Raw genomic sequence first — 26,667 nt, 5'->3', positions numbered from 1 at the left:
CCATGCGTACCGTCGCTCTGTTGCTTCTGCTGGGACTTCTGGCTGGATGTTCGGCCGCCACCGCCACCCAGGGCGGCGGAGTCCGGGACATGCTGGCGGCCAAGGATGAGACCACGCCGCTCACGGCCGAGCAGGAGGCCCGCCAGGGCGACGTCAACGCCGAGCGGGGCAAGCCCGACCTGGCCTTGATCTCTTATGACCGGGCCTTGGCCAAGGAACCGGAGAACCTGGACTACCGGGCCAAGAAGGGCGCCATGCTGGCCCTGGGGAACATGGACGAGGCCGCGCTCAAGGAGTTCCAGGCGGTCCTGACCAAGAACCCGGACCATGCCGGAGCCAACGAGGGCGCGGGATTGCTGTATCTTGAAGCCGGACTGGACCGCGAGGCCGAGGCCCTGCTGCGCAAGGCCGTGGATCGCGATTTCTCGGCCTGGCGCGCACGCAATGCCCTGGGCGTGCTCCGGGGGCATCGGGGCGAGTACGCCGAGGCGGTGCGCGACTATGAGGCCGCCCTGGCCGTGCATCCGGGCAGCGCCGAGGTGCGCAACAACCTGGGCCTGGCCTGGCTCATGCAAGGCGACGCCCAGAAGGCCCTGGGGCATCTGCGCGCGGCCGTGAAGACCGGGGGCGCGGACGCCCGCACCTACAACAACCTCGGCCTGGCCCTGGCCCGCCTAGGCCGGGAGCAGGAGGCCCTGGAGGCATTCCGTTACGGCGGCGACGAGGCCAAGGCCATGAACAACCTTGGCTACGTTCTGCTTCTGCAGGGTGATGCCGCCCGGGCTGCCGAGTACTTCCAGCGGGCCATCGAGGCCGCGCCGTCCTACTACGTGACGGCCGTGGAAAACCTCAAGCGGGCGCGCATGGCCGGTCAGTTCCGGGAGACCGCGCCGGTTTCCGCCCCGCCCCCGGCGATCCGCCCCGCCGCGACGATGGCCAAGCCCGTGCCCGCGTCCTATCAGGCTCCGGCGGCCGTCTCATCACAGGTTCCGGCCCGGCCGCGCGTCGCGGTCCCGCTCAAGGAGTCCGGCCTGCCCGCCGACAGCGGCGCCGGGCTGGGCGAGACCGTGCGCTCGTCCGTGCCCGTGCCCACGGCCGGAGACGTGTTGCCCCGGACCCAGGGTGAGCGGCCGGAGCAGCCTCGACCCGAAGTCCACGAGACCGCGCCGCAAGCGGCCGCGCCCTGGGGGGTGCATGTCGGCTCCTGGAAGGAGGAGGCCGACGCGCGACGCTATGTGGAACGGTTGCGCGGCCAGGGCATCGCGGCCGACGTTTGCCGGGCGGACATCCCCGAGCGGGGCGTCTGGTATCGGGTTCTGGCGGGCAGCTACGCCAGCGCCCACGAAGCCGCCGAAGCCCGGCCGGAATTGCTCCTGGCCCTGCATCTGGATCACGCCGCCCTGTATCGCCGGGAACATGTGCTGGGCGCGGCCCCTGTCCTGGCCGGACTCTGACACGTCTCTCCCCCCCCGGCCCGCCCCTGGCGCGCGGTACGTCCCCCCGGCCGCGCGCGTTCCGGGGGCGGGCCGGATCTTCCCACGCTTCCATTTTTCCCGGCGATGCCCTATTCTCGGCCTGAATCCCGCCCCGGCGGGGGGCCGACCATCGAACAAAGGAGCGCCGCCTTGTCCGTTGACGGGCAGACCGTCTACCGCGTGCTGGCCCTGGACGACGAGCCGGGCATGCTCACCCTCTACCGCGACATCCTCTGTGTGGAGGCCGAGGAGGCCTCCGTGCTGGAAGCCCTGTTTTCCCGGCCCGGCGAGACGCCGGACGCGGGGCAGGATCGGCCGCGCTTCGAGGTCACGCTCTGCTCCCGGGCCGAAGAGGCCGTGGCCCGGGCCGGGGAGGCTCAGGCCGAGGGCAGGCCGTTCGCCGTGGCCCTCATGGACGTGCGCCTGGCCGAGGGGCCGGACGGCGTCTGGGCCGCCGAGCGCCTGCGCGGCATGGACCAGAACGTGGAAATCGTCATGGTCACGGCCTACGCCGACGTGACCTTGCGCGAACTGAATTTGCGCATTCCCCCGCCCGAGAAGCTCCTCTTCCTGCACAAGCCCTTCCGGGCCCAGGAATTGCGCCAGCTGGCCATCTCCCTGTGCAGCAAGTGGCACACCGAGAACAAGCTGCGCGAATTGAATGAAACGCTGCTCCAGCGGGTCGAGGAACGCACCCGGGAGTTGAACGGGGCCAACGAGCAATTGCGCCGGGACATCGCCGAGCGGGCCGAGGTCATGGCCCGGTTGCGCATGAGCGAAGAGCGCTACCGCGTGCTCTTCGAGGAGGACATCACCGGCAATTTCGTGGCTGGACCCGACGGCGCCATTCTCGATTGCAACGAGTCCTTCGCCCATCTTTTCGGCTACGCCTCGGCGCGTGAGGCGAGGGGCTTCGACTTCAGCTCCCTGGAGTTCGAGCGCGGCGACGCCGCCTCGCTGCTGGACTTGGCCTGCTCGGGTCGCAGGCTGCGCAACTTGGAACTCGTCTATCGGGGGCGCGGCCGGGAACCGGTCTTTCTCATCGGCAGCTTCGACGGGGTTCTGGGGAGTGACGGTGAACTACGCGAAATCAGAGGCTATTTTTACGACATCACCGAGCGTCGCGCCCTGGAAAATCAACTGCGTCTGGCCCAGAAGATGGAGGCCTTGGGGACGCTGGCCGGGGGCATCGCCCACGATTTCAACAACATCCTTGGCGTGATGATGGGCTACGCCGAGATCGTACTCAGCCGCGCGGGCAACGATCCAGGTTTGGAGAGGCGGGTGGGCGAGATTTTGTCGGCGGGCAGCCGGGCCCGGGATTTGGTGGACCAGATCCTCAACTTCAGCCGCCAGGGTCCACAGGAGCGACAGAGCCTGAAGCTCGGCCCCCTGATCAAGGAGGCCCTCAAGCTCCTGCGCTCCAGCCTGCCCGCCAACGTCGCCATCCGGACGGACCTGCGAGCCCGCGAAGATCTGGTTCTGGCCGATCCCACCCAGGTGCATCAGATTCTGCTCAATCTCTGCGCAAACGCGGCCCATGCCATGCGCCAAGGAGGCGGAATCCTGACCGTGGCCCTGGCCGACGCCGACGAGCCGGGAGGGCCGGTCCCGGCGGAAGGGCTCGGCGACGCCCGTTTCTTCCTGCGGCTCTCGGTGAGCGACACCGGCCACGGCATGCCGCCCGAGGTGCAGGAGCGCATCTTCGATCCCTTCTTCACCACCAAGAAGCCTGGAGAGGGCACGGGCATGGGGCTGGCCGTGGTCCATGGCATCGTCAAACGCCATGACGGCGCGGTGAGCGTGACGAGTGAGCCCGGGCAGGGGACCGCTTTCCACGTCTTTCTGCCCCGCGCCGCAACCCTGGAGCGCCCCGAGGCGGCCGAGGAGCCCGTGCTCCTGCCGGTCAAGGGCCGGGTTCTCTTCGTGGACGACGAGAAGCCCCTGGTGGACATCGGCCGGGAGATGCTCGAGGGCTTCGGCTTCGAGGTGGTGGCCCGGACGAGCAGCGTGGAGGCCCTGGAGGCGTTCCGCTACCGGCCCGACGACTTCGATCTGGTGCTCAGCGACCAGACCATGCCGAACATGACCGGCGTGGAACTGGCCAGGGAGATCCTGCGCATTCGGCCGGATATTCCCATCGTGCTCTGCACCGGCTTCAGCGAGGGGCTTTCCTACGAACACCTTCGGTCCCTGGGCATCGCGGATTGCATCATGAAACCCATGCTCAAGCGGCAGCTGGTGGAATGCGTGAGCCGACTGCTGAGCCGAGGCGGCGAGAAGAGCGGGAGCGGGGGAAAGCGGCGCGGCGGGATCAACGTCCGGGGCCGTCGGGCTCCACGTAGTACGTGATGCGGGTGCGCGGGCTCAGGTAGTCGAAGATTTCCTGGGGCAGATGCTTGAGTCGGATGCTTTTCTCCACCCTGAGGTCGGGCTCCTCGGCCAGGTCGATGATCAGGGCTTCCTTCTTCGGAATCTGCGGATCATAGAGCACGAGGCTCGGGCAAAGCTGGTTCTCCGGGTTCACGGCCATGACCATGCCGATGGCTCCGTTGGAGAGTTGGACCACCGTGCCCGGCGGGTAGACGCCCAGACAGCGGATGAACAGGGCCAGCATGTCCTTGTCCAGCAGGTGTTTCTGCTGGGTGAACATGTAGGATAGGGCCAGGTAGGGCGTGAAGGAGTCCTCGGGGTCGGGCTGGTTGCAGTGGTTGTCGTAGATGTCGGCGATGGCCACGATACGGGCCCCCGGATCAATGGACGCCCCGGACAGGCCGCTCGGGTAGCCCGAGCCGTCCATGCGCTCGTGGTGCTGCCGCACCACGTCCAGCCCCTCGCGGGGAAATTCCGGGATGGCCTCCAGCATTTCCTGGCCGTATTGGGGATGGCGCTCCAGCAGTTCCCGTTCCGGCTTGGTCAGGGAGCCGCGTTTGCGCAGCACACGTTTTTCGATCCTGGTCTTGCCGATGTCGTGGAACAGGGCGCCCATGCCCAGGCTGGTCAGTTCCCGAGCGGAGCAACCCGCGTCGCGCCCGGTCATCATTGAGAGCACGGCCACGTTCAGGGCGTGGGAGTAAGTGCGCTCCCCTTGGGGTAGGATATTCATGAGCTGGAGGGTGGATTCCGTGTCGCGCAGGAAATGATCCGCCATGCGTTCCACGAAGGCCAGGGCGTCCTGCACGGACTGGGAGTTGCCCCGGGACAGTCCCTGGATGATCTGGGCGATGTCCTTGAGGGAGGCGGCGTAACGCTCCTCGCACTCGGCGATGCGCAGCTTCTTCTGACGCAGGCGCTCGATGCGTTCGTTTTTCACCCGCCAGAGGGCGTCCGCGGCCGGATTTTTCCCGGGATCGGCCGCCGCTGGGGCTTGGGGCGCGGCTTCGGCCGGTCCCGGCAGACAGTCGCTTTTCTCCGGGACGCAGATCACCTCGGTCACGCCCAGGCTGCGCAGAACCTCCAGTTCGGCCAGCGTCCTGATCTTGAAGCTGGAAAAGAGGAAGGGATGGTTGAACCAGTTGACCTTTTCCAGGCGAACGAAGACCCCGGGGCGGAGTTGGTCCACCGAGACCTTGTATTCGGGCATGTTCAGGTCGCTCATGGCTCGTGGGGGGAGGGGGTCGGGCTCCTCTCTCCAACTCCGGACTATGCGGACAATCCCTGGGAAATGCAAGACGAACCTGGGGTGGCGGAATGGTTGTCAACGGCTTTGTCCCATTGCTATATGGCCGTCGAGTGGTCCTCGGCCAGTGATCGGGCGTTCATGGAGCAGGGCATGAAGAGAAGACTTCCGCTACGCGCGGCCGTAACCGCCTCCAGCGCGCTTTTCCTCCTCTGGGGGGGCTGCGCGGCGTGGTTGCTCTGGGAACGGCCGGGAGACTGGTGGTGGGTGATGGCCGCCGCGCTTCTTGCGGGCATGGGTTTGGCCGTCGTGGCCCTGCGCGGCGTGAGCCGCTTCGCGATTGCCTGCCGGGAGACCGAGGAACGCATGCGGCTGTTCCAGAAGGCCGTGGAGGATTCCAGCGACGGCATGGCCATCCGCGATGCGGCCTTTCGTCCGGTGTACGCCAATCGAGCGCACGCACGCATCCTGGGCGTCGACAACCAGGAATTCATGGCCCACGGCCTGTTGCGGGCGTGCAGTCCGGCAACGGCGTCGTTTCTGCGCGATGTGATCTTCGCCACCCTTGAAAGGGAAGGGCAGTGGCGGGGTGAGGTCGTTTTCGAACGTCGGGACGGCTCCTCGGTGACCCTTTGGGCCGCTGTCGACTCCCTGCATGACGCAGAGGGCCGCGTCACGCACTACGTCGGCGTGTTCCACGACGTCACCGAGCACCAGCGCGCCCGCGACGCCCTGCGCCGAAGCGAGACCCGGCTGCGTATGGTTCTGGACGCCACCTCCGACGGCGTCTTCGACCACGACCTGGAGACCGGCGAGACCTATTTCAGCGACAGCTATTACCGGCTCCTGGGCTTCGAGCCGGGTCAGGTGGACGCGGCCCAGGTGTTTTGGGGCAGTCTCATCCATTTCGAGGACAAGGCCCAGGTTCTGGAGGCCTTGCGCGACCATCTGGAGGGCCGGGTTCCTGCCTACAGGGCGGAATTCCGCATCCGCGACAGCCGGGGGCGTTGGCGCTGGGTGTTGTCGCGCGGCAGCGTGATGGAGCGGGATTCCGACGGCCGTCCCCTGCGCATCGTGGGCACCCATTCGGACATCACGGAGATCAAGCTGGCCCAGATGGCCCTGGAGTCGATCCAGGAGGATCTGGAGCGGCGGGTGAGCGAGCGGACCAGTGAACTGCGCGAGGCCAACGCCCGGATTCGCACCCTCACGCGCCAGATGCTGGAGGTGCAGGAATCCGAGCGCCGCCGCATCGCCCGCGATCTGCACGACAACGTGGCCCAGAACCTGACCTCGCTCAAGATACTGCTGGAAACCTTGCTGGCCGGGCCGAGGCTGGTCAGCCCCGAGGCCCGGGAACGTGCTTCCCTGATCAGTCGGACGCTGCAGGACACGGTGGGCGCGGTCCGCGAGATCGCCTACGATTTGCGGCCTCCGTCCCTGGACCAACTCGGCATGGTGCGGGCCGTGGCCCAGTACTGCGAGGACTTCAGCGGCGTAACGGGCGTCGCTGTTGACTTCTCCTCGGCCGGGATGGAGAATATGGAACTGGAAAGCGGTGTCGAGGTCAACCTTTTCCGCATCATCCAGGAAGGACTGACCAACGTGGGCAAGCATTCGGGCGCGGCAAGCGCCCGGGTGCGCATCGTATCCTCCCATCCGCACATTCTGTTGCGCGTGGAGGACGACGGCGTGGGCTTCGACCCGGAGACGGTCCTGGCCGCGGCCGAGGGTGAGAACCGCATGGGGCTGCGCGGCATGGCCGAGCGGGCCCACATCCTGGGGGGGCGTCTGCGGATCCTGTCCAGTCCGGGCAAGGGGGCGCGGTTGGTGGTGGAGATTCCATGCGCCAGGAGGGCAGATGGAGACACGGAAGAGGATTCTCATCGTTGACGATCATCCCCTGTTCCGCGAAGGGCTCAAGACCATAATCGGCCGTGACGCCCGTTTCGAGGTGATCGGCGAGGCGGGAAGCGCCGGCGAGGGACTGGAACTGGCCCGCGCGCTTCGCCCCGACATCATGCTCGTGGACATCTCCATGCCCGACAAGAGCGGCCTGTGCGTCATCCGCGAACTGCGGCCGCACTTGAGCCAGACGCGTTTTCTGGTCATCAGCATGCATTCCAAGGCCGACTACATCGTGGAGGCCTTCCAGGCCGGGGCCATGGGCTACATGATCAAGGAGTCGGCCACCGAGAGCCTGCTTTCCGGCCTGGAGACACTGAGCCGGGGAGACGTCTTCCTGGACGGGGCGTTGTCGCGCGAGGTGGTGGCCAAGCTGCTGACCCGTGAGGGTGAGTCGCGGGCGGCGGTGGAGCCTTACCAGACCCTCACGACTCGTGAACAGGAAGTGTTGCGCCTGCTTGCGGAGGGACTTTCGGCCAAGGACGTGGCCAAGCACCTTTTCGTCAGCCCCAAGACCGTGGAGAACCATCGCACCAACCTGATGCGCAAGCTGGGTCTCCAGAATACCGTGGAACTCATCCGTTACGCCGCCCGCATCGGTCTCATCGATCTGGACGCCTGGTCCAGCTGATTTCCTCCCGGGGCTCCCCAAGCCCGCGATCCGGGAGATTTCCCCAGGTGAATTGGGAACTCTCCCCATCGACAATACTCCCGTTTTCACCGTAGTTCTAAGACAAACGGGTTTCGGCCGCGCGAACCTCCGCGTCACCAGGGTTTCCGGCCGATACCTCGGCAAGGACGCATGGAACGGGGTCCGCGCGTAAAACCCTTTTTCGCGGGAACCGAACCGGAGCCTGACCGGCGAGCCCGGGCAGGCGCGAAGAGGACGCCACGTTTCCCGGCATGGGAAGGCGGGAGCGTGAGCGCAGGGGAGAGCGGCCCGTGGCCGGTTTCCTCATGGGAACGGGACGACATCTAGGAAAGGAGAAGGAAACATGACGAAGGCTGATCTGGTCGCGAAGCTGAAAACCAAGGCTGGTCTCAGTTCCAAGGCCGCCGCCGAACGGGCCCTGAACGGCATCATCGGCATCATGTTCAAGGCCCTGTCCAAGGGCGACAAGATCAAGCTGGCCGGCTTCGGCACCTTCGCCGTGAAGAAGCAGGCCGCGCGGACCGGCCGCAACCCGCAGACGGGCAAGCCCATCAAGATCGCCGCCCGCAAGGTGGTCAAGTTCACGGTCGGCAAAAAACTGAAGAAGGCCGTGAATTAGTTGCCCGAGCCCCTTTTTTGAGGTAAGGCTGACACCCGAAGGGCCGTCCTTCGGGTGCGCGAGGCGGGCCCTTTGGGCCCGCCCTCCTTTTGGGCGGTGGAGGAGCACTTCATGCACCGCATCGAAGCCATCCAGAAGCTGCTGGGGATCAAGGACGTCGTCTATGAACTGCTCGACTGGGTCGAGCACGTCACGGACGAGGAATTCGAGGCGTACTGCTCCCTGGCCGAGCCGCTGCCCGAGGATCTCCTGCGGAAGATCGAGAGCTTTCACCACCTTTCCTGTGACTTCAACGGGCATTGCACCGACGTGCTCCAACGCCTGAGTCTGCTCTGCGGCGCCCACGGAGCCTGCTCAGAGTAGCCGGTTGCGCGCCCCGGCCCCCCCGGGGAACGTCGTTTCCTTTTCTCCTACATGCTCAACGGCCGCTTTCGCTCCGTCCACCTCCCGCCCGCCGTACGAGCCAGAGCATGGCCAGTGAACAACCGCCGAGCAGGGCGGTCAGGGCCAGGGCACGGTCGTAGTCCCCGGTGAAGACCGCGTTGTAGATTTCCAGCGAGACCGTGTTGGTCTTGCCCACGATGTTGCCGCCGAGCATGAGCGTCACCCCGACCTCGCCCAGGGAACGGCCGAAGGCCAGGAAGACGGCCACGAGCACGCTGCCCTTGATGTTCGGCAGAACCACCCGGAAGAAGGTCGTCAGCGGCGATTTGCCGAGCACGTAAGCCGCGTCCACGAGCTGGAGTGTTTCGGCGCGGATGGCCGTCTGGACCGGCTTGACGGCCAGCGGCAGCCCGGCCACGAAAGAGGCCAGGGCCACGCCCCAGAAACTGAAGATGAGCTCCAGGCCGAAGATGGACTGGAGCGCCTGGCCGACGGGGCTGCGGCGTCCCAGGGCCAGGAGCAGCAGGAAGCCCGTGGCGATGGGTGGGAAGACCAGCGGCAGGGAGACCAGAAAGTCCAACGCGGCGGTGAGCCGGTTGCGCCTTCGGGCCAGCAGCCAGCCCAGGATCACGCCGGAGACGGCGAAGAGCGGCAGGCTGACGAGAGCCACCCGCAGACTGAGCCAGATCGGCCCGAGGGCGTCCTCGCCGGCCAGCGCGCTCCAGATCGCCATGTCCCGTCGCTAGAGACCGTGCTTCACCGCGATGTCCCGGGCCGCCTGGGTGCCGAGGAAGGCCATGAAGCGTTCCAGCGCCTTGGCGTGCGGGGCCTGGGCCAGGGGCTTGGCCACGATGAGGATCGGCTTGTAGGCGGCCTCGTTCACGGTCAGGATGCGTTCCACCTTGTCTTTGATGGCCAGGGCGTCGGTGAGGTTGATGAAGCCCGCGTCCACCTCGCCGCTGAGCACGTAGGCCGAAACCTGGGGCACGGTGGCCACGACGATGAGCTTGTCCTTGAGTGCGTCGCGCAGTTTGGCCGAGTCCATGTACTCGTCGGCGGCGCGACCGTAGATCGCCTTCTGGGCGTCGGGCATGGCCACGCGCTTGACCGCCGGGTTGGTCAGATCCTCCAGGCTCGCCATGGGCGCGCCCTTGGCCACGGCCAGCACGAGGCGGCCCTTGCCGATGGCCGTCTCCCCGGTGAAGGCCAAGTCCGTGCCGTCGAGATAGCGCTTGTCCCCGGCCACGATGTCGATCTTACCGCTCTCCCGGGCCATGCCGGTGATTTGGCCCATGTTGCCGTAAAGCCGCTCGACTTTGATGCCGGATTCTTTTTCGAAGGCCGCGCTCAGATCCTCGACCATTTTCTTGTACCCGGCCCCGGCTGCCAGGGTCAGGGTTTCGGCGGCGAAGGCCTGCCCGCAGGCCAGGGCGAAACAGAGGGACAGCAGAATGAGCAATCGTTTCATGGGCGGCTCCTTGTTGTCGCGGATGAGGTAAGGAGAGGGACTGAGGACGGAGGATCAAGCCGGGCGCGCAGACGGTCCTGGTCGCGTCGCAACAACCCGGTCTGACGTTCGAGCCAGGACGGATCGGAACGGCCCGCCCGCAGGGCCAGGATCGCGTCGCCCACGGCCAGGGCGTCGGCCAGGTCGTGGGTCACGTAGAGCACGGGGATGTCCCAGGCGTCCTTGAGACGCAGGAGCTCCGCCCGCAGGGCGAAGCGGTTTTCCATGTCCAGGGCCGAGAAGGGCTCGTCCAAAAGCAGAAGCCGGGGGCGACGGGCGATGGCCTGGCAGAGGGCCGCCCGCTGGCGTTCGCCGCCGGAGAGGGCGGCGGGCTTGCGGGAGCGTAGCGGGGCGATGCCGAAGGTCTCCAACAGGCCGTCCACGTCGCAGGCCGGATGGGCCGCGAAGGTCACGTTCTCGCGCACGGTCATGTGCGGGAAGAGACCGTATTCCTGAAAGAGCAGGCCCGCCGAACGGCGCTGCGGCGGCAGGCGGCGGCGCGCGGCCGTGTCCAGCCAGCATTCCCCGTCCACCAGGATGCGGCCTTCGTCCGGCTGCTCCAGCCCGGCGATGCAGCGCAGCAGCCGCGTCTTGCCCGCCCCCGAGGGGCCGACCACGGCCAGCAGGCGTCCGGCCGGGCAGCGGAGATCCAGGTCGATGGAGAAATGTTCCAGGCGCTTGACCAGACGGGCGGACAGGCCCCTGTGGTCGCGTGTCGACGCGCGTGTTTTTTCGTCGCCCATCAGCATGACAGGACCTTGAAGCGTCTGTCCCTGAACAGTCGGGTTCCGAAGCCGACGGCAGGCGGCGTGCGTGCGATCTTAGCGACGTGACCGGAGCCGCCCGCACGTCGTGACATCGCCATGCCGGCCGCGATCCTGGCAGGCGGTGGAGTGGATGGATTTGGAGGCAGATGGACGGTGCGCATGTCGAATTCCGGGCGCCGATTGGCCCAAGCCCGTCGCGGGCTCGGACGCGGGAGGCCGTATGACATCTGGCACGGCGTCGTGTGGAAGTCCAACGCGACACGAAATGGTGGTTTTCAGTGACTGTCGGATGTTGCCGCGGCGGGAAAAAAGAAACATTAAACATATGATGTCTGCTGGCATATATATTGACGTCGGAGGTCTTACGACGTAGGGTTCACCGAACCGTGTATCATGCTCGGGAAGACAGCCCTGGCCCGCGTCGGGACGTGACGCGGCGGCGGGGCGGCGACAATGGAAGAGGCAACCATCAGCGGAGAGGAGATGTCCCATGAGAAAAATGATTGTCGTGTTGGCGTCGTTGGCCTTTCTTGGCTTGGCTTTTTCCGGCGGCGCCGAGGCCGCTGACTCGTATCGCCTGAAACTGGGCCATACGGGCGCTCCCTCGCACCATTACCAGACCATCTGCACCCTGTTCGCGAAGAAGGTGGCGGAGCGGACCGGCGGCAAGGTGCAGATCGACGTGTTTCCCGCGGACCAGCTCGGCAAGCAGCTGGAGTCCGTGGAGGGCGTCATGGTCGGAACCCACGACATGGTGCTGGCGTCGGACACGGTCCTTTCCAACTGGGTGCCGAACATGGGCATCCTGAACCTGCCGTTCCTGTTCAATGACCTGAGCGACGTGCGCAAGGTGCTCGATGGCCCCATCGGCGCTCGCTTGGCCAAGGAGTTGGAGCCGCACGGAGCCGTGGTCATCGGCTGGTGGGAAAACGGCATGCGGCACGTCACCAACAACAAGCGGCCCATCAAGACCCCGGACGACCTCAAGGGCATGAAGATCCGCGTGCCCGAAGGCGAGGTCTTCGTTGAGACCTTCAAGGCCCTGGGGGCCGGTCCCACGGTCGTCTCCTTCGGCGAGCTCTACTCCGCCCTTCAGCTGGGCACGGTGGACGGACAGGAAAACCCGCCCGCGCACATCCTGACGCAGAAGTTCTATGAGGTGCAGAAGTACGCCTCCCGGACCGGGCACATCCACATGGCCTCGCCGTTGATCATGAACAAGGCGTTGCTGGACGGCATGCCCCAGGAATACCGGACGGCCATTCTTGAAACCGCCCGTGAACTCGGCCCGGTCCATACGAAGATGGTCGAGGAGCTTGAGGCCGAGCAGTGGAAGGAAGTGAAGGCGCATGGGATGGAGGTCATCGACGTGGACAAGAAGCCCTTCCGCGAGAAGGTCAAGCCCGTGATCGCCGCGTATAAGAAGAAGCTGGACGCATCCATCATCGAAGATATCGAGAAGACCCTGCAGTAGAAGTGAGCGCCGCCCTTGGCGGCGTCAGGGGGGCGTCCGGGGAGCGTCATCGTTCCCCGGACGCCGGTCGCGTCGTGTCGGCGCGGCATGGAAGACTGTCATTCAGCCCGGAGCAAAACAAGGGGATTCAGAGATGCATTACGAGATCGCGATCATTCCCGGAGATGGCGTCGGTGCGGAAATTTCGGATGAGGCCGAGAAGATTTTGAAGGCGGCGGCCGATAAATACGGCTTCACCGCGGCCTCCAAGCGCTTTGACTGGGGGTGCGATCACTACCTCGCGCACGGCCGGATGATGCCGGAGCATGCGCTGGACATCCTCAAAGGGTTCGACGCCATTTTTCTGGGGTGCGTCGGCGATGAGAGCAAGGTGCCGGACCACGTTTCGCTGACCATGCTTCTCGAGATTCGCAAGGGATTCAAACAGTACGTGAATCTCCGCCCGATCCGGCTTTATCCCGGCGTGTCCACGCCGGTGCGTACGGCGACGCCGGAAACCGTCGATTTCGTCGTTGTGCGTGAGAACAACGAGGGGGAATACAGCGGCGCGGGGGCCTTCTTCAAGATCGACGAGCCTGATGGGTTCGCCCTGCAGACCGGAATCTTTTCGCGCGGCGGCTGCGAGCGCGTGATGCGCTACGCCTTCGACTTGGCCGAGCAGCGCAAGCAGGCCGGCTACAAGGGCATGGTGACCAATTGCACCAAGTCCAATGCGCTCAACTACTCCATGGTTTTCTGGGATAAGATTTACCAGGAGGTCGCCGCCGGGCATTCGGACATCGCCACGGACAAGGCCCTCGTGGACGCCATGACCATGTGGATGGTCAAGAAGCCCGAGTGGTTCGACGTGGTCGTGGCCTCCAACCTCTTCGGCGACATCATCACCGACCTCGGGGCGATGCTTCAGGGCGGCATGGGATTCGCCGCCGGAGGCAACATCAACCCAGAACGGGAATTCCCCTCAATGTTCGAGCCCATTCACGGCTCGGCGCCGAAGTACACGGGCAAGCACGTGGTCAATCCCATCGCCAGCATCGAGTCCGTGCGCATGATGCTCGATTTCCTCGGGGAAAAGGACGCCGCCGAAGGCATCGGCGTGGCTGTCCGTTCGGTTCTCGCCCAGGGCGCCGTCCGCACTCGGGACATGGGCGGTTCCCACGGCACGGACGCCATGGGCGACGCCGTGTTGCAGGCCCTTCTGGCGGACTGACCCGCCTGGGCCTACGCCGTCTTCCGGCGGCGGAAGGATAAGGAGTCGATGATGAAAGTGCTTGAAAAGCTCAACGAGTTCATCAGAAACCTCTCGGCCATATCGCTTGCGTTCATGACCGTTCTGGTCGTGGTTCAGGTCTTCTTCCGCTATGTCCTGAACCATCCGCTTTCCGAGACGCAGGAATTGTCCATCTACAGCATGGTGTACGTGGTGATGCTCGGCTGCACCATCGCCGTGCGCAACAAGACGCACATCGCCGTGGATGCGCTCGTCGGGATTCTCCCGCCGCGCGTCGCCTGCGCCGTGCGCCAGGTCAGCTACTGCTTCATGCTCTTCTTCTTCATCGTCCTCCTCAAGGAGGGCTGGAAGCTGACGCTGCGCTCCATGCTGCAGATGTCTCCGGCATCAGGAATTCCATTGGGATATGTTGTCTTTTCCATCCCGCTCTGCTCAGCGATCTCAATTCTGTACATTTTCGAGCACATGATGCGGGATATGAAGAAATGAAGGCAATGTCCCCGCTGACATAAAAAATCGGGAGAGAGACATGGTCTCGATTCTGTTCATCGCGTTTTTCATGCTGCTGGTGATCGGAGTTCCGATCGCCATATCACTCGGCGTCGCCTCGCTCGCCGCGCTGCATTTCGGGAGCCATCTGCCGTTTCTCATTCTGCCGCAGAAGGTCTTCAACGGCGTCAACAGCTTCCCGTTCATGGCCATTCCCTTGTTCCTGCTGGCCGGCAACATCATGGCCGAGGCCAAGATATCGGACAAGCTCGTGGCTCTGGCGGCGATGCTGGTGGGGCGCTACCCCGGAGGACTCGCGCACATCACGACCGGGGCTTCGGCGTTCTTCGGCGCCATCTCCGGCTCGGCCCCGGCCACGACGGCGGCCATCGGTTCGATCATGATACCCTCGATGATCAAGCGGGGCTACAGCCGTTCCTATTCAGCGGCCGTGGTCGCCGCCTCCGGGGCTCTGGGATTGATCATTCCGCCGAGCCTGACCATGGTGGTCTTCGGCGTCATCGCGGGCGTCTCCATCGGCAACATGTTCCTCTGCGGCATCGTGCCGGGCATCCTGATCTCCATCGCCCTGATCGCGGTGAACTACGTCATCGCCAGACGCCGAGGCTTCGTCCGCGAGGAAGTGCTGTCCACGAAGGACATGGTCCGGGTCATCAAGGACAGCACACTGGCCTTGCTGATGCCCTTGATCATTCTCGGCGGCATCTATTCCGGCATGTTCACTGCCACGGAATCGGCCGCTGTGGCCTGCCTCTACGGCGTGCTCGTGGGGTTCCTCGTCTACAAGACCCTGACCTTCAGATCCCTGTATCGGATATTCAAGGGCACGGCCGAGAACGCCGCCCTGATCATGTTCCTTATGGGCACGGCCAACCTGTTCGGCTACATCATCACCGCCGAGCAGGTGCCGCAGCATTTCGCGGCCATGCTCATGGGCGTCACGGACAGCAAGGTCGTCGTGATGCTCATCGTGCTGCTCATGCTGCTGATCATCGGCACGTTCCTGGACAACGTTGCCGCCCTGGTCCTGTTCGTGCCGACCATCATGGGCGTGGTGCAGGCCATGCAGATCGATCCGGTCTATTTCGGCGTCTACACGATCATCGCCCTAGCCGTCGGGCAATTCACCCCGCCGGTGGGGCTGAACCTCTTCATCGCCTGCAACATCGCCAAGGAAAAACTGGAGGTCGTGGTCCGGGACATCCTGCCCTACCTCCTGGTGTACATCGTCCTGCTGGTGGTCTTCGCCTTTGTTCCGCAACTGATCACCTTGTTCCTTTAGCCGCAAGGGAGACGATATGGGAAAAGTCATTGTCCTGACCACCGGGGGAACCATCGCCAGCGTGAGGAACGAGGCGACGGGACTGTTCACCTCCGGCGCCATGCCGGGCGAAAAGCTCGTGGACAGGAACCGACTGGATTTGGACATCGAGGTTGAGGCGGAGTCCGTGTTCCAGGTGCCGAGCAACGCCATGGACTTCGGCAAGCTGATGATCCTGCGCGCCAAGATATTGGAGCGCCTGACCGATGAGGATGTCCTCGGCATCGTGGTCACTCACGGCACGGACACCCTGGAGGAATCCTCCTACTTCATGGACTTGGTGCTGGATTGCCGACGTCCCGTCGTGTTCACGGGGGCGCAGCGCGCACCCAGCGACGAGGGCACGGATTGCTACACTAACATCCGGGACGCGGTGGTCGCCGCCGCCTGTCCCGATTGCGCCGGACTGGGCGTGCTGGTGGTCTTCAACGAGGGAGTCTACTGCGCCAAGTACGTGAGAAAAATGCACGCCTTCAATATGCACGCCTTCACCGCCTTCACTTACGGCCAGCTCGGCTATGTGGACAAAGGGCAGTGTTTTCTCTCCCAGAAACCCCTGCGCCGGGAGCACCACGTCCCGACCAAGGCCTTTCCCCTGGTGGAGATCGTCAAGGCGAGCCTGGGCTCGGACGGTGATGTCATCAACTATCTCACCGATTCCGGCGCGGCGGGCATCGTGCTGGAAGGACTGGGGCGCGGTCACGTGACTCCCCGCTTCATGACCGCGGTGCAGCGAGCCGTGGACAAGGGCGTGCATGTGGTCATCACCACGACCTGCGAGCAGGGGCGGGTGCATCCGGTGTACGACTTCCCGGGAGGCGTGCGCGATCTTCAGGCTCGCGGCGTGATCGCGGGCCACGATTACAGCAGCCACAAGGCGCGGATCAAGCTCAGTGTGCTTCTGGCCTCCGGGGTCGATTCCTCCCAGGATTTGCGGGAAGCCTTCTCGGTCTGACCCCCGTTCTTCGCTTCCAATGGAAAAGCCCGCCCCGCCATATCGGCGAGGCGGGCTTCCTCTTCGCTTCGGAGCGCAGCTCAGCAGCTTATTTATACGTCAGGGACGTTTCCCAGCTTTTCGAGCTGACGCGGATGGCTTCGCGGATGGCCGTCTCATCTCTCGCGAGGAACGCCTTGTAGATGGCCTTGTGATCCTTCAGCGCCACCTCGGGCAGGGTGCGCATGGACGTTTCGATGGAGGCGTCGAACAACTCCATCATGGTTTCGCCGATGCGGATGACCAGCGGATTGTGCGTGGCGCGCAGAATCGCCATGTGAAAGGCGAGATCGTAGCTGGAATCCTGCCTGCTCTCTGTCAGGGCTTTTTCGAACGCCTCGAGCGCCTGCCGGATATCCTGGAGATCCTCCTCGGTGGCCCGCTCCATGGCCATGACCGTGTAGGCGGGCTCGAACATCTTGCGCAGGTCGAGCATATCCTTGGTGATGCCTTTGGCCAGAATCATCTGGAAGACCATGGAGTTGAGCGCATCCTCGCTGGGATGCTCCCGAATTTTCGTGCCCTGTCCGCGCCGGACTTCGAGGATGCCCATGGCCTGGAGCATCTTGATGGCCTCACGGACGCTCGATTTCCCCACGCCGAGGTTGCGTGTCAGCTCGGATTCCGAAGGGAGATAATCCCCCGGCTTCAGTTCGTCATTGATCAGCGCCTGCTTGATCCGATCGATCACCAGGAGGACCACGGATCCCTGAAAGAGGGGGGTGGTCAGGGAGTCACCGAGGGGCTGGCTGTTCTTTCGCGGGAGGGCCATCAGGCACATGCCTCTGCAACGTCGTGTTGTCCCATCGCCGCGCCTCCGGGATGCCGACGATTCGTTCTCGGAGGCCTGTGCGGGGCGATGAGCGGGAGGACAAGCGGGTCTCTGCGGAAGGAAGCCGTCGGGACGTGTCGCATGTGCAATCCTCATCTATTTGCAACAAGCTTGATAATATTAGTGATCTTCATGCGTGTCAATGAGTTGTAATGCTTGGAACAAAAAGTCGAAAGGTTGCGCGACCGCATGCGGCACGGAGGCGGCATATCCCCGAGCATGTTGCCCGATAGAAAAAGGGCCTCGCGGAATACCCGCAAGGCCCTTGTTTTTTCTGGTCGGGATGGCGCGATTTGAACGCGCGGTCTCTGCGTCCCGAACGCAGCGCTCTACCAGGCTGAGCCACATCCCGAAGTGAAGAAGCGGTCTTTACCCGAATCATTTTCAAAAGGCAAGGCCCCAATCTCGGGAGGGGCGGTTTTCGATCCGGGGCCCGAGTGTTATAACTTGCCTCGCGATGCCCGGCGGGCGTGGGGGCAGCGGGGATTTAATGGACAAGCGCCTGTAAATGTGCCAACATTCTTTAAGCTTTTCAGCCCGCATCGGCAACGATCCCAGCGGGTTCGACGCGCCGCCCGGAGAAGGGGGGCCGCCCGCGACCCTTGAGGAAAGGAGCAACGAGTGATCAAGGTTCTGGTTTGTGACGACTCGGCCTTCATGCGCAAGGCCATCAGCACCATGCTCGGGAAGGATCCCGAGATCGAGGTGGTGGCCACCGCGCGCGACGGAGAGGAGGGGCTGGAGATGGTCCGGCGCCACGATCCGGACGTCGTCACCATGGATATCGAGATGCCGCGCATGGACGGGCTCACGGCCCTGCGGCACATCATGATGGAGTCCCCCCGTCCGGTGCTCATGGTCAGCTCCCTGACCACCGAGGGCGCGGAATCCACGCTCAAGGCCCTGGAACTGGGTGCGGTGGACTTTATTCCCAAGCAGTTGTCCAAGGTCTCTCTGGACATCATCAAGATCGAGAACGACCTGATCAACAAGGTCAAGACCGTGGCCAAGCGCAAGATGCGCCATTTCGCGCCCCGTGCGGCCGCCCGCCCGGCCGTCCAGGCGCCCCGCCCAGCCGTGACCCGGCCCAGCGGAACCCAGTTGCGCGACGTGGTGGCCATCGGCGTTTCCACCGGCGGCCCGCCCGCGGTGCAGAAGATCCTTTCCGCCCTGCCTGCGGACTTCCCGGCCGGCATCGTCATCGCCCAACACATGCCGCCGGCCTTCACCGGTCCCTTCGCCAAGCGCCTGGACGGAGTCTGCAAGATCCGCGTCAAGGAGGCCGAGACCGGCGACCGGCTTCAGCCCGGCTGGGCTTTCGTGGCTCCCGGCGGCCAGCACTTGGTCCTGGACCAGAAGGTCAGCCGCATCGATCTGGTCATCACGCCCGAGCCGCGTGACGCCCTGTACAAGCCCTCGGCCAACGTGCTGGTCACCTCCACGGCCAACGCCGTGGGGCGGCGCGCCCTGGGCGTGATCCTCACCGGCATGGGCAGTGACGGCATGGAAGGCGTCAAGGTGCTCAAGGAGAAGGGGGGACGGGCATTGGCCCAGAGCGACGCCACCTGTGTGGTCTATGGCATGCCCAAGGCCATCGTGGATGCCGGGTTGGCCGACGAGATCGTCGACATCGACGACATGGCCGGAGCCATTCTCGGCAACCTCTACAAGTAGCCCGACGAACGGGGGGCGGAGGGGGTTCGATGCTGGAGTGCAAGAGCATCATTGAAAGGTTGGGGAGCGACGACAGCGAAGTCCTGCGCGAGGCGGCCTTCGAGGCGGGCGAGGCCCGTTGCGAGGATGCCGTGCCGCTTTTGGCGGGTCTGCTTCGATCCGGCAACCTGGGCGTCCAGGAGGCGGCCGACCGGGCCCTGCGTTCCATCGGTGGGCAGAAGGTCATTCAAGTGACCATCCCGCTGCTGCGGGTGGATGACGCCCCGGCGCGCAACCTGGCCATGGACATCCTGAGGGCGTTGGCCTCTCAGGACGTGGCCGCGCTCATTCCGCTCATCCACGACCCCGACGCCGACATCCGCATCTTCGCCGCCGACATCCTGGGCGCCACGGACAATCCGGCGGCCGTGCAGGTGCTTTGCGAGGCCCTGCTCAAGGATCCTGAGGTCAACGTGCGCTACCAGGCAGCCGTGAGCCTGGGGAGCCTGGCCCGGCCCGAGGCCGCCGAAAGCCTGAACAAGGCCATGGAGGACGAGGAGTGGGTTCAGTACGCGGTCATCGAGGCCCTGTCCAAGATCAAACACTCCAGTTCCGTGGGGGCGCTGGTCAAGGCCATGGCCCGTACCTCCGACCTCGTGACCTCGATGATCATCGACGCCCTGGGTGAGATGGGCAACATCAAGGCCGTGCCCATGCTCCTCAAACGCCTGGAGGAATCCCCCACGGCGCTGCGCAACAAGATCGTCAAGGCCGTGGTCCGCATTCTCGGCGGCAAGTCCCTGCAGTTGCTTTCCCGCGACGAGCGGGAGAATCTCAAGGTCTACATGCTCGTTGCCCTGGACGACGAGGATCTGGAGGTCCAGGACGCGGCCATCCAGGGATTGGCCTTCGTCGGCGGCGAACGGGCCTCCGAGGCCGTGCTCAAGATCGCCAGCCGGCTGGACCCGGACCGCGATCAGGAACGCCTCCAGCAGACCGTGCGGGCGCTGGCCCAGATCGGCCTGACCAGCGCCCTGCGCTCCGGCCTGCTTTCCGGCAACGCCGACGAGGCCCGGGTGGCCGTCATGGCCCTGGCGCATATGGACGACGCGAGCGTCCCCCAGGTGCTCATGGACGCCTTTTGGAAGCATGGGCGGGATCTCCAGCGCCAGATTCTCGGCGTCCTGTCCAAGACCGCCGGGCCTTCGGCCAAGCAATTTTTTTTGGACGTGTTGGATAGGCACGAAGACGGCAAGGTCATCAAGTCCGTGGCCTACTTTTTGGGCCAGAAACTGCATCTGGAAGAGGCCGCCGACCGTCTCTTCACCCTGCTCGAACATAAATACGACGACGTGAAGGAGGCCGGCCTCGAGGCCTGCATCGCCATCGGCGGCCCCCGCGTCAACGCGCGCTTCCGTGAATTCTACGGGAGCGAGGATCCGGTGAAGCGGCTCATGGCCGTCTACGCCTTCGGGCGCATGGGCCAGGCCGAGCATTGGGAAGCTCTCAAGGCCGCCCTGGAAGATGAGGTGCCGGATATCCGCAAGGTTGCCCTGGAGGCCATCGCGGGCATGTGCTGGGAGTCCGACGCTTGGCTGCCTCTGTTGGAAGGCCGCCTGAAGGACGAGAGCCGCGAGGTGCGGCTCACGGCCATCGATCTCATGGGCCGCTGCTACCGCAAGGAGGTCATCCCCTACCTTCTGAGCGCCCTGGACGATGAGGATGACTGGGTCAAGGTCCGGGCCCTGGACGCCCTGGGCTTTCACAAGGAACGCGAGGCCGTGCCCCGCATCGTGCCCTTGCTGGTGAACCCGAACCGGCTGGTGATGCTCAAGGCCGTGGAGGCCCTGGGCAGCATCGGAGGCACCAGCGCTTTCCGCGCCCTTCTGGACGTTTCCACCAGTGAGGAGCCGGAGTTGCAGCAGGCCGTGGAATCCTCCATCGCCAAGATTCAGGAAGAACACGAGACGGGGGAATAGAGCCGGATGTCTTCCCTTTTTTCAAGCACCATCACCTTGGGCAAGGAGCTCAAGGTCACCGATGCGGAGTTCGCCCAACTGCGCGACTTCATCTACGCGCAGTGCGGAATATACGTGGCGGACAACCGCAAGTACCTTCTGGAAAACCGCTTGGCGAATCGGCTCAAGCAATTGAACCTGAAAAACTTCTCGGAGTATTATTACTACCTGCAATATGACGCGGGCCGCCGGGAGGAACTGAACCGGCTTTTCGAGGTGATCACCACCAACGAAACGAGCTTCTACCGCAACCCACCGCAGCTTCAGGTTTTCCAGGAACACATTCTGACCGAGGTGCTGGACACGCTGCGCAAGTCCGGCCAGAAGAAGCTGCGGATATGGTCCGCGGGCTGCTCCACGGGCGAGGAGCCCTACACCCTGGCCATGATCATCGCGGACGTGCTCAAGGGCGAACTGCCCACCTGGGACGTGCGCATCACGGCCAACGATCTCTCCGAACGGGTGCTCGACTCGGCTCGGCGCGGCGTCTACAACGAGTATACCCTGCGCACAACGCCCAAGGAGATCCTGGGGCGGCATTTCGTGAAGCAGGACACGTTCTACAACGTGCGTCCGGAACTCAAGAAGCTCATTCTCTTCCACCAGATCAACCTGAGCGACGCGGCCCAGGTCAAGCGCGTGGAGCGATCCCAGATCGTCTTCTGCCGCAACGTGATCATTTACTTCGACGACGAGATGAAAAAGAAGGTGATCGGCGCCTTCTACGACAACCTGCTGCCCGGCGGGTACCTCATCATCGGGCACTCGGAGTCGCTGCACAACATTTCCAGGGCCTTCAAGCCGATACATTATCCCGGCGCGATCATTTACAAAAAGGAGGGTTGAGTCCGGCGGATGCGCGGGCCGGACTCCGGGAGGACATGTTGGGAGCGAGGATTTTGGCCGTGGCCAACCAGAAGGGCGGGGTGGGCAAGACCACGACGGCCCTGACCCTGGGAGCGGCGCTGGCCCGTCAGGGCGGCAAGGTTCTGGTCATGGACCTGGACCCTCACGGCAACGCTTCGGTACACCTGACCTTCTATCCCGAGAACCTGGATTACACGGCCTATGACCTGTTTCACGCCGAAGAGGGCGACGCGAACGTCTGGGACCGGATCATCAAGCGTCGTGAAGGGTTGGTGTTCGATTTCGTGCCGGGACACATCCGGCTGTCCGAACTGGAGGTGGACCTCAAGGATCGCAAGAACAAGGGCCTGATCTTGAGCCAGGCGCTTGCCCGGGTGCGCGACCGCTACGACTTCGTTCTGCTGGATTGCCCACCGCATGTGGGTGTGCTCCTGGTGAACGCGCTGGTGGCCTCGGACCTGGTGATCATCCCGATCCAGACGGATTTTCTGGCGCTTTACGGCATTCGGCTGCTGTTCGACACGATCCGGCTCTTGAACAAGGTGCTGCCCAGGCCGGTGCGCTTCATGGCTCTGGCGACCATGCACGACAGGCGGGCCTCGGCCTGCCGGAAGATCCTGAGGCTCATGCGGGACAAGCTGGGAGAGAGGGTTTTCGAGACGGTGATCAACCTGGATACGCGGTTCCGGGACGCCTGCGCCCAGGGGAGGGTGATCTTCGAACTGGACCCGGACACCCGGGGGGCACTGGAATACAGCCAACTGGCGAAAGAGATCGTGAGCCATGAAAACACCTGAGACGTATTTCATCGAGGACGTGCAACTTCCGGGCGAGGAGCGCGGAGGAACCCTGTCCCAGGCCGAGCAGGCCTTCTTGGACAAGTATGTGGGGCTGGAGCAGGACCGCCTCCTGTCCACGACCCCGCGTGTGGACCCGCGCGGCGATGCCGTGCTGCCGGGATTCGCGGCCAAGGCCGCCGCCGGGGCCGAAGACGAGGGCACGGACGCTGGCTTCGAGGCCCGGGTGCGCGAGATGAGCGAGGTCCAGCTGGTGAGCTTCGCCGTTGACGGCAGGGAGTTCGCCCTGCCCATCATGGTCATCCAGGAAGTCATCAAGTTCGTGCCCCCGACCAAGTTGCCCACAGCGCCCAGCTTCATCGCCGGAATCATCAACCTCCGCAGCAAGGTCACGCCGCTGTTGCGGCTGCGCAACCTCATGGGCCTGCCATCCAAGAGCGGGGAAAACGACCGCTTCATCGTGGTTTGCCGTCACCGGGGGTTGCAGGTCGGGCTGATGATCCAGTCCGTGGCCACCATGTACCGCGCGCGCCATGAAGACGTGGACTGGGGCGTGGCCGCCCATTTCGGCGACAGCGCGGAGTTCCTCATGGGACTGTTGAAGAACGGGGACAAGTTGGTGAGCATCCTGTCCATCGACCGTCTGGTGGAAGGCGTGCTGAAGCGGGAAGGAGGCCCCGATGCCTAAACATATTCTGATTGTGGACGATTCGAAGACCGTACGGAATCTCGTGGCCTTCATCCTCAAGAAGGAGGGCTTCAAGGTGAGCACGGCCGAGGACGGCCTGGACGGCCTGGAGAAGTTGTACGCCTCCGAGCAGGTGGATCTCATCGTCTCGGACGTGAACATGCCGCGCATGGATGGCTTGAGTTTCATCAAGACCATCCGTGAGCAGGAGGCGTACCGGGATATCCCCATCGTGGTTCTTTCCACCGAGGGCCAGGACAAGGACATCCAGATCGGCTTGGCCATCGGCGCGAATCTCTACATGGTCAAGCCGGCCCAACCGGAGAAGCTGGTCCGAAACGTGAAAATGCTCTTGGGCTAGGTGTGACGCCGGGACGCGGGACGTCCATGGCGATGACCCCGGGCCGGGGCCGACGACAAGCACCCGAATGGGGGAGCTGATGAGTCAGGAATTCATGGATCCGGAAATACTTGCGGATTTCTTCGTTGAAGCCAAGGAGCACCTCGAGACCATCGAGCCGAACCTCCTGGAGTTGGAGAAGAATCCCACCAACCTGGGGCTCTTGAACGAGATTTTCCGGCCCATGCACTCGCTCAAGGGGGCCTCGGGCTTCCTTGGCCTGAACAAGATCAACAGCCTAGCGCACAAGGCCGAGAACATCCTTGACGAACTGCGCCAGGGCGGCATGGCCGTGACCGCCGAGATCATGGACATCATCCTGGCCGCCACGGACGCCCTGCGCACCATGGTCGAGAGCCTGGAGACCAAGGGCAACGAGGGCGACGTGGACACCGCCCCGATCATCGCCCGCATTGAGGCCGCGCTGGAAGGCGGGGCCGCTCCAGCGGGCGGAGCCGAGGCCGGGGCAGAGCCTGATGCCGAACCGGAACCGGAGTTCGAGACCGAGCCGGAACTGGTGCTTGAAACCGAAAGCGTTTCCGAGGAGGTCGCCGACCAGACCAACGGTCGCCGCCCCATGATCCAGGTGGAGGTCGACCCCGATTTCGACGCCACCCCGTATGCCCTGACCACTGTGGGTGAAGGGCACTTGGCCGACTTCCTGGAAGAGGCCGGAGAGATCATCGCCAACCTGAATCAGTCCCTCCTGGACCTGGAGTCCGAGGAGGGAGACCGCGCCGGGCTGGTCAACGACACGTTCCGCTATTTTCACAATCTCAAGGGCAACAGCGGCATCATCGGCTTTCGTGAGCTGAACGCCCTGACCCACGAGGCCGAGACGCTGCTCAACCGGGCCCGCAAGGGTGAGATGGCCGTGAGCCAGGGGCTCGTGGACCTGCTCCTGGCCGCGGTGGACGCCATCGAGGCCATGGTCGGCAAGGTGGACGCGAAGAGCGGCCAGGTGGTGCCATCCGACATTTCGGGACTCGTGGCTCTGTTGCGCCAAGCCACCGAGAGCGGGGAAGTCGCCGCGCCGTCGCGCGCGGAGGCCGCCGCCCCGGCCGGAGAGCCCGTCCCGTCCGTCGCGGTCGAATCCGAGCCGGAGGTGGAGGCGGAACCCGAACCGGAAGCCGCCACGACCGAGGTCGAACCTTCCGTTTCGGCCTACGACCCCGAAGACGTGGCTGTGTTCGAATCCACGGTCCGGCAGCAGATCGAGAACGTGAACCTGGCCATGGACGCCCTGCGCAAGGATGACGGTCAGACCGAGTACGTGGACGGCCTGTACCGCAGTCTGGTCACCTTCCAGAACTCTTCCGGCTACATGGGCCTCGGGGAGTTGCGGGACTACGCGGAGCGAACGGCCAAGCTGGTGGATCAGGGACGCAAGTCCGGCATCGGCTTCGGCATGATGCTGGACATCCTGGAGCAGGAGTTCGCCATCCTGCGGGACATGGTGCTCAAGGAACTGGAGAGCATCAAGGCCGGCCAGGCGGCCGCTCCGGTCGCTCCGCCCGCGCCTGAAGCTCCGAAGCCCGAGCCCAAGATCAAGCCCAAGCCGGCGGAGACTCCAGCTGTTTCGGCTCCCGCGCCCAAGCCCGCTCCTCCGGCGCCCAAGCCGACGCCGAAATCGGCGTCCAAGCCCGCGCCCCGGCCCGATCCCGGTCCGCCGCTGCCCGACAATGGCCGGGCAGCCCCGGCGGAGGCGGGCAAGCAGAAGGTTTCCACCACCATCCGGGTGGACCACCAGAAGCTCGACCACCTCATGAACCTCATCGGTGAGCTGATCATCAACCGCAACCGGTACTCGATGCTGGCAAGAGCCTTGGAGGAGGGCCAGCAGGAAGTGCATATGGTGGCCCAGCAGCTCACCGAGACCACCTACGCCATGGCCCGCATCTCCGACGACCTGCAGGACACCATCATGAAGGTCCGCATGGTCCCGGTGCAGACGGTCTTCTCCCGTTTCCCGCGTTTGGTGCGCGACCTCTCCCGCAAGAGCGGCAAGGAGGTCGAGCTGATCCTGGAAGGCGAGGAGACGGAGTTGGACAAGAGCGTGGTGGAGGAGATCGGCGACCCGTTGGTGCATCTCGTGCGCAATGCCGTGGACCACGGCCTGGAGTCTGAGCAGGACCGCACGGAAGCGGGCAAGAAGGCCACTGGTCATGTCTGGCTGCGCGCCTACCACAAGGGCAACTCCGTGGCCATCGAGGTTGAGGACGACGGTCGGGGCATCGATCCCGAGAAGATGCGCAAGGTGGCGGTGAAGAAAGGGCTCATGAGTCAGGAAGAGGCTCAGGCCCTGGGTGATCGCGAGGCCATCGAGTTGATCTTCGCCCCGGGCTTTTCCTCGGCGGACAAGGTCACGGACATCTCCGGCCGGGGTGTGGGCATGGACGTGGTCAAGACCAACATCAAGAACCTCAAGGGCAGCGTCCAGACCCACTCCGAAGTGGGCAAGGGTACGCGCATCACCCTGACCCTGCCCCTGACCCTGGCCATCATCGACGCCCTCATGGTTCAGGTCAACGGCCACACCTACGCCATCCCCCTGGACGCGGTCTCGGAGACCACCAAGATCGAGACCGAACGACTGGCCGACGTGAACAAGCGCAAGGCCGTGACTCTGCGCGGCGAAGTCCTGGGCATCGTGGAGCTTTCGGAACTGCTCAACCTGCCCGCCAACGAGGAGAACCGGGAGATACTGCCCGTGGTGGTCATCCACGACAACGACCGTCGGTTGGGCATAGTGGTGGATCGGCTTCTGGAGCGCCAGGAGATCGTCATCAAGCCCCTGGGACACTACCTGAACACCTTCGACATCAAGGGCATCTCGGGCGCGACGATCATGGGCGACGGCTCGGTGGTCCTTATTCTCGACCCCCACGAGGTCTATGCATTGTCCACGCAATTGGCCCGCTGAACGCATCTCGGAAAGAACAAAAGGCCCTCCC

Annotated in this window: 23 protein-coding genes and 1 tRNA gene; 18 read left to right on the top strand and 6 right to left on the bottom strand. The window is 64.3% G+C overall.

Features of this window, described 5'->3' with window-relative positions:
- The first annotated feature begins 2 nt into the window (after nucleotides 1-2).
- Both H587_RS19615 and H587_RS17785 read left to right on the top strand, forming a co-directional pair.
- The gene (locus H587_RS19615) at nucleotides 3-1,454 is read left to right on the top strand and encodes an SPOR domain-containing protein (protein ID WP_051202542.1); all 1,452 of its coding nucleotides are present in this window, start codon (nucleotides 3-5) and stop codon (nucleotides 1,452-1,454) included.
- Nucleotides 1,455-1,625: 171 nt separating this feature from the next.
- On the top strand, nucleotides 1,626-3,827 hold the full coding sequence (locus tag H587_RS17785; RefSeq protein WP_324350124.1) for an ATP-binding response regulator: 2,202 nt from the start codon (nucleotides 1,626-1,628) through the stop codon (nucleotides 3,825-3,827).
- Here the strand turns inward: H587_RS17785 and H587_RS0108095 are convergent.
- Nucleotides 3,790-5,073: a cyclic di-GMP phosphodiesterase gene (locus H587_RS0108095; protein ID WP_051202541.1), complete on the bottom strand. Its 1,284-nt coding sequence runs from the start codon at nucleotides 5,071-5,073 to the stop codon at nucleotides 3,790-3,792. The genes H587_RS17785 and H587_RS0108095 overlap by 38 nt on opposite strands.
- A gap of 174 nt (nucleotides 5,074-5,247) precedes the next feature.
- Here H587_RS0108095 and H587_RS20555 point away from each other — a divergent pair, with 174 nt between their 5' ends.
- From H587_RS20555 to H587_RS0108075, 4 genes are all read left to right on the top strand, one after another.
- A complete protein-coding gene (locus tag H587_RS20555; protein WP_169432761.1) occupies nucleotides 5,248-6,987 on the top strand; it encodes a PAS domain-containing sensor histidine kinase in 1,740 nt (579 codons plus the stop codon).
- The gene (locus tag H587_RS0108085; RefSeq protein ID WP_027175845.1) at nucleotides 6,956-7,630 is read left to right on the top strand and encodes a response regulator; all 675 of its coding nucleotides are present in this window, start codon (nucleotides 6,956-6,958) and stop codon (nucleotides 7,628-7,630) included. The genes H587_RS20555 and H587_RS0108085 overlap by 32 nt, the downstream gene beginning before the upstream one ends.
- A 364-nt stretch (nucleotides 7,631-7,994) precedes the next feature.
- On the top strand, nucleotides 7,995-8,270 hold the full coding sequence (locus tag H587_RS0108080) for an HU family DNA-binding protein (protein ID WP_027175844.1): 276 nt from the start codon (nucleotides 7,995-7,997) through the stop codon (nucleotides 8,268-8,270).
- Nucleotides 8,271-8,381: 111 nt separating this feature from the next.
- Nucleotides 8,382-8,633 (top strand): hypothetical protein, encoded by a 252-nt coding sequence (locus tag H587_RS0108075; RefSeq protein ID WP_027175843.1) that lies wholly within the window; start codon nucleotides 8,382-8,384, stop codon nucleotides 8,631-8,633.
- Between the two features lie 55 nt (nucleotides 8,634-8,688).
- On the opposite strand, the gene modB is transcribed toward H587_RS0108075, so the two are convergent.
- Genes modB through H587_RS0108060 form a run of 3 tightly spaced genes read right to left on the bottom strand, consistent with a single transcriptional unit; the run spans nucleotide 8,689 to nucleotide 10,910 of the window.
- Nucleotides 8,689-9,387 carry a molybdate ABC transporter permease subunit gene (gene modB / locus H587_RS0108070; protein WP_051202539.1) on the bottom strand — a complete coding sequence of 233 codons (699 nt, stop codon included), beginning with the start codon at nucleotides 9,385-9,387 and terminating at the stop codon, nucleotides 8,689-8,691.
- A 9-nt stretch (nucleotides 9,388-9,396) separates the two neighbouring features.
- Nucleotides 9,397-10,122 carry a molybdate ABC transporter substrate-binding protein gene (gene modA / locus H587_RS0108065; protein ID WP_027175841.1) on the bottom strand — a complete coding sequence of 242 codons (726 nt, stop codon included), beginning with the start codon at nucleotides 10,120-10,122 and terminating at the stop codon, nucleotides 9,397-9,399.
- Nucleotides 10,119-10,910, bottom strand: coding sequence for an ATP-binding cassette domain-containing protein (locus H587_RS0108060; RefSeq protein WP_245560843.1), 792 nt, complete (start codon nucleotides 10,908-10,910; stop codon nucleotides 10,119-10,121). Before H587_RS0108060 ends, modA begins: the two co-directional genes overlap by 4 nt.
- A 508-nt stretch (nucleotides 10,911-11,418) precedes the next feature.
- Between H587_RS0108060 and H587_RS0108055 the strand changes: the two genes are divergently transcribed.
- From H587_RS0108055 to H587_RS0108035, 5 genes are all read left to right on the top strand, one after another.
- The gene (locus tag H587_RS0108055) at nucleotides 11,419-12,402 is read left to right on the top strand and encodes a TRAP transporter substrate-binding protein (RefSeq protein WP_027175839.1); all 984 of its coding nucleotides are present in this window, start codon (nucleotides 11,419-11,421) and stop codon (nucleotides 12,400-12,402) included.
- Between the two features lie 133 nt (nucleotides 12,403-12,535).
- Entirely contained in the window at nucleotides 12,536-13,612 is a 1,077-nt protein-coding gene (locus H587_RS0108050; RefSeq protein WP_027175838.1) for an isocitrate/isopropylmalate dehydrogenase family protein, read from the top strand.
- 51 nt (nucleotides 13,613-13,663) lie between these two features.
- On the top strand, nucleotides 13,664-14,122 hold the full coding sequence (locus H587_RS0108045) for a TRAP transporter small permease (protein ID WP_027175837.1): 459 nt from the start codon (nucleotides 13,664-13,666) through the stop codon (nucleotides 14,120-14,122).
- Nucleotides 14,123-14,162: 40 nt separating this feature from the next.
- On the top strand, nucleotides 14,163-15,425 hold the full coding sequence (locus H587_RS0108040; RefSeq protein WP_027175836.1) for a TRAP transporter large permease: 1,263 nt from the start codon (nucleotides 14,163-14,165) through the stop codon (nucleotides 15,423-15,425).
- A 16-nt stretch (nucleotides 15,426-15,441) separates the two neighbouring features.
- The gene (locus H587_RS0108035) at nucleotides 15,442-16,419 is read left to right on the top strand and encodes an asparaginase (protein WP_027175835.1); all 978 of its coding nucleotides are present in this window, start codon (nucleotides 15,442-15,444) and stop codon (nucleotides 16,417-16,419) included.
- An 88-nt stretch (nucleotides 16,420-16,507) separates the two neighbouring features.
- On the opposite strand, the gene H587_RS0108030 is transcribed toward H587_RS0108035, so the two are convergent.
- Nucleotides 16,508-17,230, bottom strand: coding sequence for a FadR/GntR family transcriptional regulator (locus H587_RS0108030; protein ID WP_051202591.1), 723 nt, complete (start codon nucleotides 17,228-17,230; stop codon nucleotides 16,508-16,510).
- A 335-nt stretch (nucleotides 17,231-17,565) separates the two neighbouring features.
- Nucleotides 17,566-17,642, bottom strand: a tRNA-Pro gene (locus tag H587_RS0108025).
- 269 nt (nucleotides 17,643-17,911) lie between these two features.
- Here H587_RS0108025 and H587_RS0108020 point away from each other — a divergent pair.
- The 7 genes from H587_RS0108020 (at nucleotide 17,912) to H587_RS0107990 (ending at nucleotide 26,636) form a co-directional block, all read left to right on the top strand.
- Nucleotides 17,912-18,964 (top strand): protein-glutamate methylesterase/protein-glutamine glutaminase, encoded by a 1,053-nt coding sequence (locus H587_RS0108020; protein ID WP_027175833.1) that lies wholly within the window; start codon nucleotides 17,912-17,914, stop codon nucleotides 18,962-18,964.
- A gap of 29 nt (nucleotides 18,965-18,993) precedes the next feature.
- Nucleotides 18,994-20,922 (top strand): HEAT repeat domain-containing protein, encoded by a 1,929-nt coding sequence (locus H587_RS0108015; protein WP_027175832.1) that lies wholly within the window; start codon nucleotides 18,994-18,996, stop codon nucleotides 20,920-20,922.
- A 6-nt stretch (nucleotides 20,923-20,928) separates the two neighbouring features.
- Complete coding sequence (locus H587_RS0108010; protein ID WP_027175831.1) at nucleotides 20,929-21,807, top strand: CheR family methyltransferase; 879 nt, start codon at nucleotides 20,929-20,931, stop codon at nucleotides 21,805-21,807.
- A 35-nt stretch (nucleotides 21,808-21,842) separates the two neighbouring features.
- Complete coding sequence (locus tag H587_RS0108005; RefSeq protein ID WP_425387183.1) at nucleotides 21,843-22,625, top strand: ParA family protein; 783 nt, start codon at nucleotides 21,843-21,845, stop codon at nucleotides 22,623-22,625.
- Nucleotides 22,612-23,313, top strand: coding sequence for a chemotaxis protein CheW (locus tag H587_RS0108000; protein WP_027175829.1), 702 nt, complete (start codon nucleotides 22,612-22,614; stop codon nucleotides 23,311-23,313). Before H587_RS0108005 ends, H587_RS0108000 begins: the two co-directional genes overlap by 14 nt.
- The gene (locus H587_RS0107995) at nucleotides 23,306-23,674 is read left to right on the top strand and encodes a response regulator (RefSeq protein WP_027175828.1); all 369 of its coding nucleotides are present in this window, start codon (nucleotides 23,306-23,308) and stop codon (nucleotides 23,672-23,674) included. The genes H587_RS0108000 and H587_RS0107995 overlap by 8 nt, the downstream gene beginning before the upstream one ends.
- A 79-nt stretch (nucleotides 23,675-23,753) precedes the next feature.
- Entirely contained in the window at nucleotides 23,754-26,636 is a 2,883-nt protein-coding gene (locus H587_RS0107990) for a chemotaxis protein CheA (RefSeq protein WP_027175827.1), read from the top strand.
- Nucleotides 26,637-26,667 lie beyond the last annotated feature (31 nt).

Origin of the sequence: Desulfovibrio aminophilus DSM 12254 (assembly GCF_000422565.1) — a bacterium.
GTDB classification, from domain to species: domain Bacteria; phylum Desulfobacterota; class Desulfovibrionia; order Desulfovibrionales; family Desulfovibrionaceae; genus Aminidesulfovibrio; species Aminidesulfovibrio aminophilus.
Note: the sequence above shows the minus strand (reverse complement) of the source record. Positions and strands in the feature narration are given on the sequence as shown.

What these genes read in the sequence shown, in the direction of transcription:
- H587_RS19615 (WP_051202542.1), top strand. Translation starts at nt 3, where the DNA reads ATGCGTACCGTCGCTCTGTTGCTTCTGCTGGGACTTCTGGCTGGATGT.
- H587_RS0108095 (WP_051202541.1), bottom strand. Translation starts at nt 5,073, where the DNA reads ATGAGCGACCTGAACATGCCCGAATACAAGGTCTCGGTGGACCAACTC.
- H587_RS20555 (WP_169432761.1), top strand. Translation starts at nt 5,248, where the DNA reads ATGAAGAGAAGACTTCCGCTACGCGCGGCCGTAACCGCCTCCAGCGCG.
- H587_RS0108085 (WP_027175845.1), top strand. Translation starts at nt 6,956, where the DNA reads ATGGAGACACGGAAGAGGATTCTCATCGTTGACGATCATCCCCTGTTC.
- H587_RS0108080 (WP_027175844.1), top strand. Translation starts at nt 7,995, where the DNA reads ATGACGAAGGCTGATCTGGTCGCGAAGCTGAAAACCAAGGCTGGTCTC.
- H587_RS0108075 (WP_027175843.1), top strand. Translation starts at nt 8,382, where the DNA reads ATGCACCGCATCGAAGCCATCCAGAAGCTGCTGGGGATCAAGGACGTC.
- modB (WP_051202539.1), bottom strand. Translation starts at nt 9,387, where the DNA reads ATGGCGATCTGGAGCGCGCTGGCCGGCGAGGACGCCCTCGGGCCGATC.
- modA (WP_027175841.1), bottom strand. Translation starts at nt 10,122, where the DNA reads ATGAAACGATTGCTCATTCTGCTGTCCCTCTGTTTCGCCCTGGCCTGC.
- H587_RS0108060 (WP_245560843.1), bottom strand. Translation starts at nt 10,910, where the DNA reads ATGCTGATGGGCGACGAAAAAACACGCGCGTCGACACGCGACCACAGG.
- H587_RS0108055 (WP_027175839.1), top strand. Translation starts at nt 11,419, where the DNA reads ATGAGAAAAATGATTGTCGTGTTGGCGTCGTTGGCCTTTCTTGGCTTG.
- H587_RS0108050 (WP_027175838.1), top strand. Translation starts at nt 12,536, where the DNA reads ATGCATTACGAGATCGCGATCATTCCCGGAGATGGCGTCGGTGCGGAA.
- H587_RS0108045 (WP_027175837.1), top strand. Translation starts at nt 13,664, where the DNA reads ATGAAAGTGCTTGAAAAGCTCAACGAGTTCATCAGAAACCTCTCGGCC.
- H587_RS0108040 (WP_027175836.1), top strand. Translation starts at nt 14,163, where the DNA reads ATGGTCTCGATTCTGTTCATCGCGTTTTTCATGCTGCTGGTGATCGGA.
- H587_RS0108035 (WP_027175835.1), top strand. Translation starts at nt 15,442, where the DNA reads ATGGGAAAAGTCATTGTCCTGACCACCGGGGGAACCATCGCCAGCGTG.
- H587_RS0108030 (WP_051202591.1), bottom strand. Translation starts at nt 17,230, where the DNA reads ATGGCCCTCCCGCGAAAGAACAGCCAGCCCCTCGGTGACTCCCTGACC.
- H587_RS0108015 (WP_027175832.1), top strand. Translation starts at nt 18,994, where the DNA reads ATGCTGGAGTGCAAGAGCATCATTGAAAGGTTGGGGAGCGACGACAGC.
- H587_RS0108010 (WP_027175831.1), top strand. Translation starts at nt 20,929, where the DNA reads ATGTCTTCCCTTTTTTCAAGCACCATCACCTTGGGCAAGGAGCTCAAG.
- H587_RS0108005 (WP_425387183.1), top strand. Translation starts at nt 21,843, where the DNA reads ATGTTGGGAGCGAGGATTTTGGCCGTGGCCAACCAGAAGGGCGGGGTG.
- H587_RS0108000 (WP_027175829.1), top strand. Translation starts at nt 22,612, where the DNA reads ATGAAAACACCTGAGACGTATTTCATCGAGGACGTGCAACTTCCGGGC.
- H587_RS0107995 (WP_027175828.1), top strand. Translation starts at nt 23,306, where the DNA reads ATGCCTAAACATATTCTGATTGTGGACGATTCGAAGACCGTACGGAAT.
- H587_RS0107990 (WP_027175827.1), top strand. Translation starts at nt 23,754, where the DNA reads ATGAGTCAGGAATTCATGGATCCGGAAATACTTGCGGATTTCTTCGTT.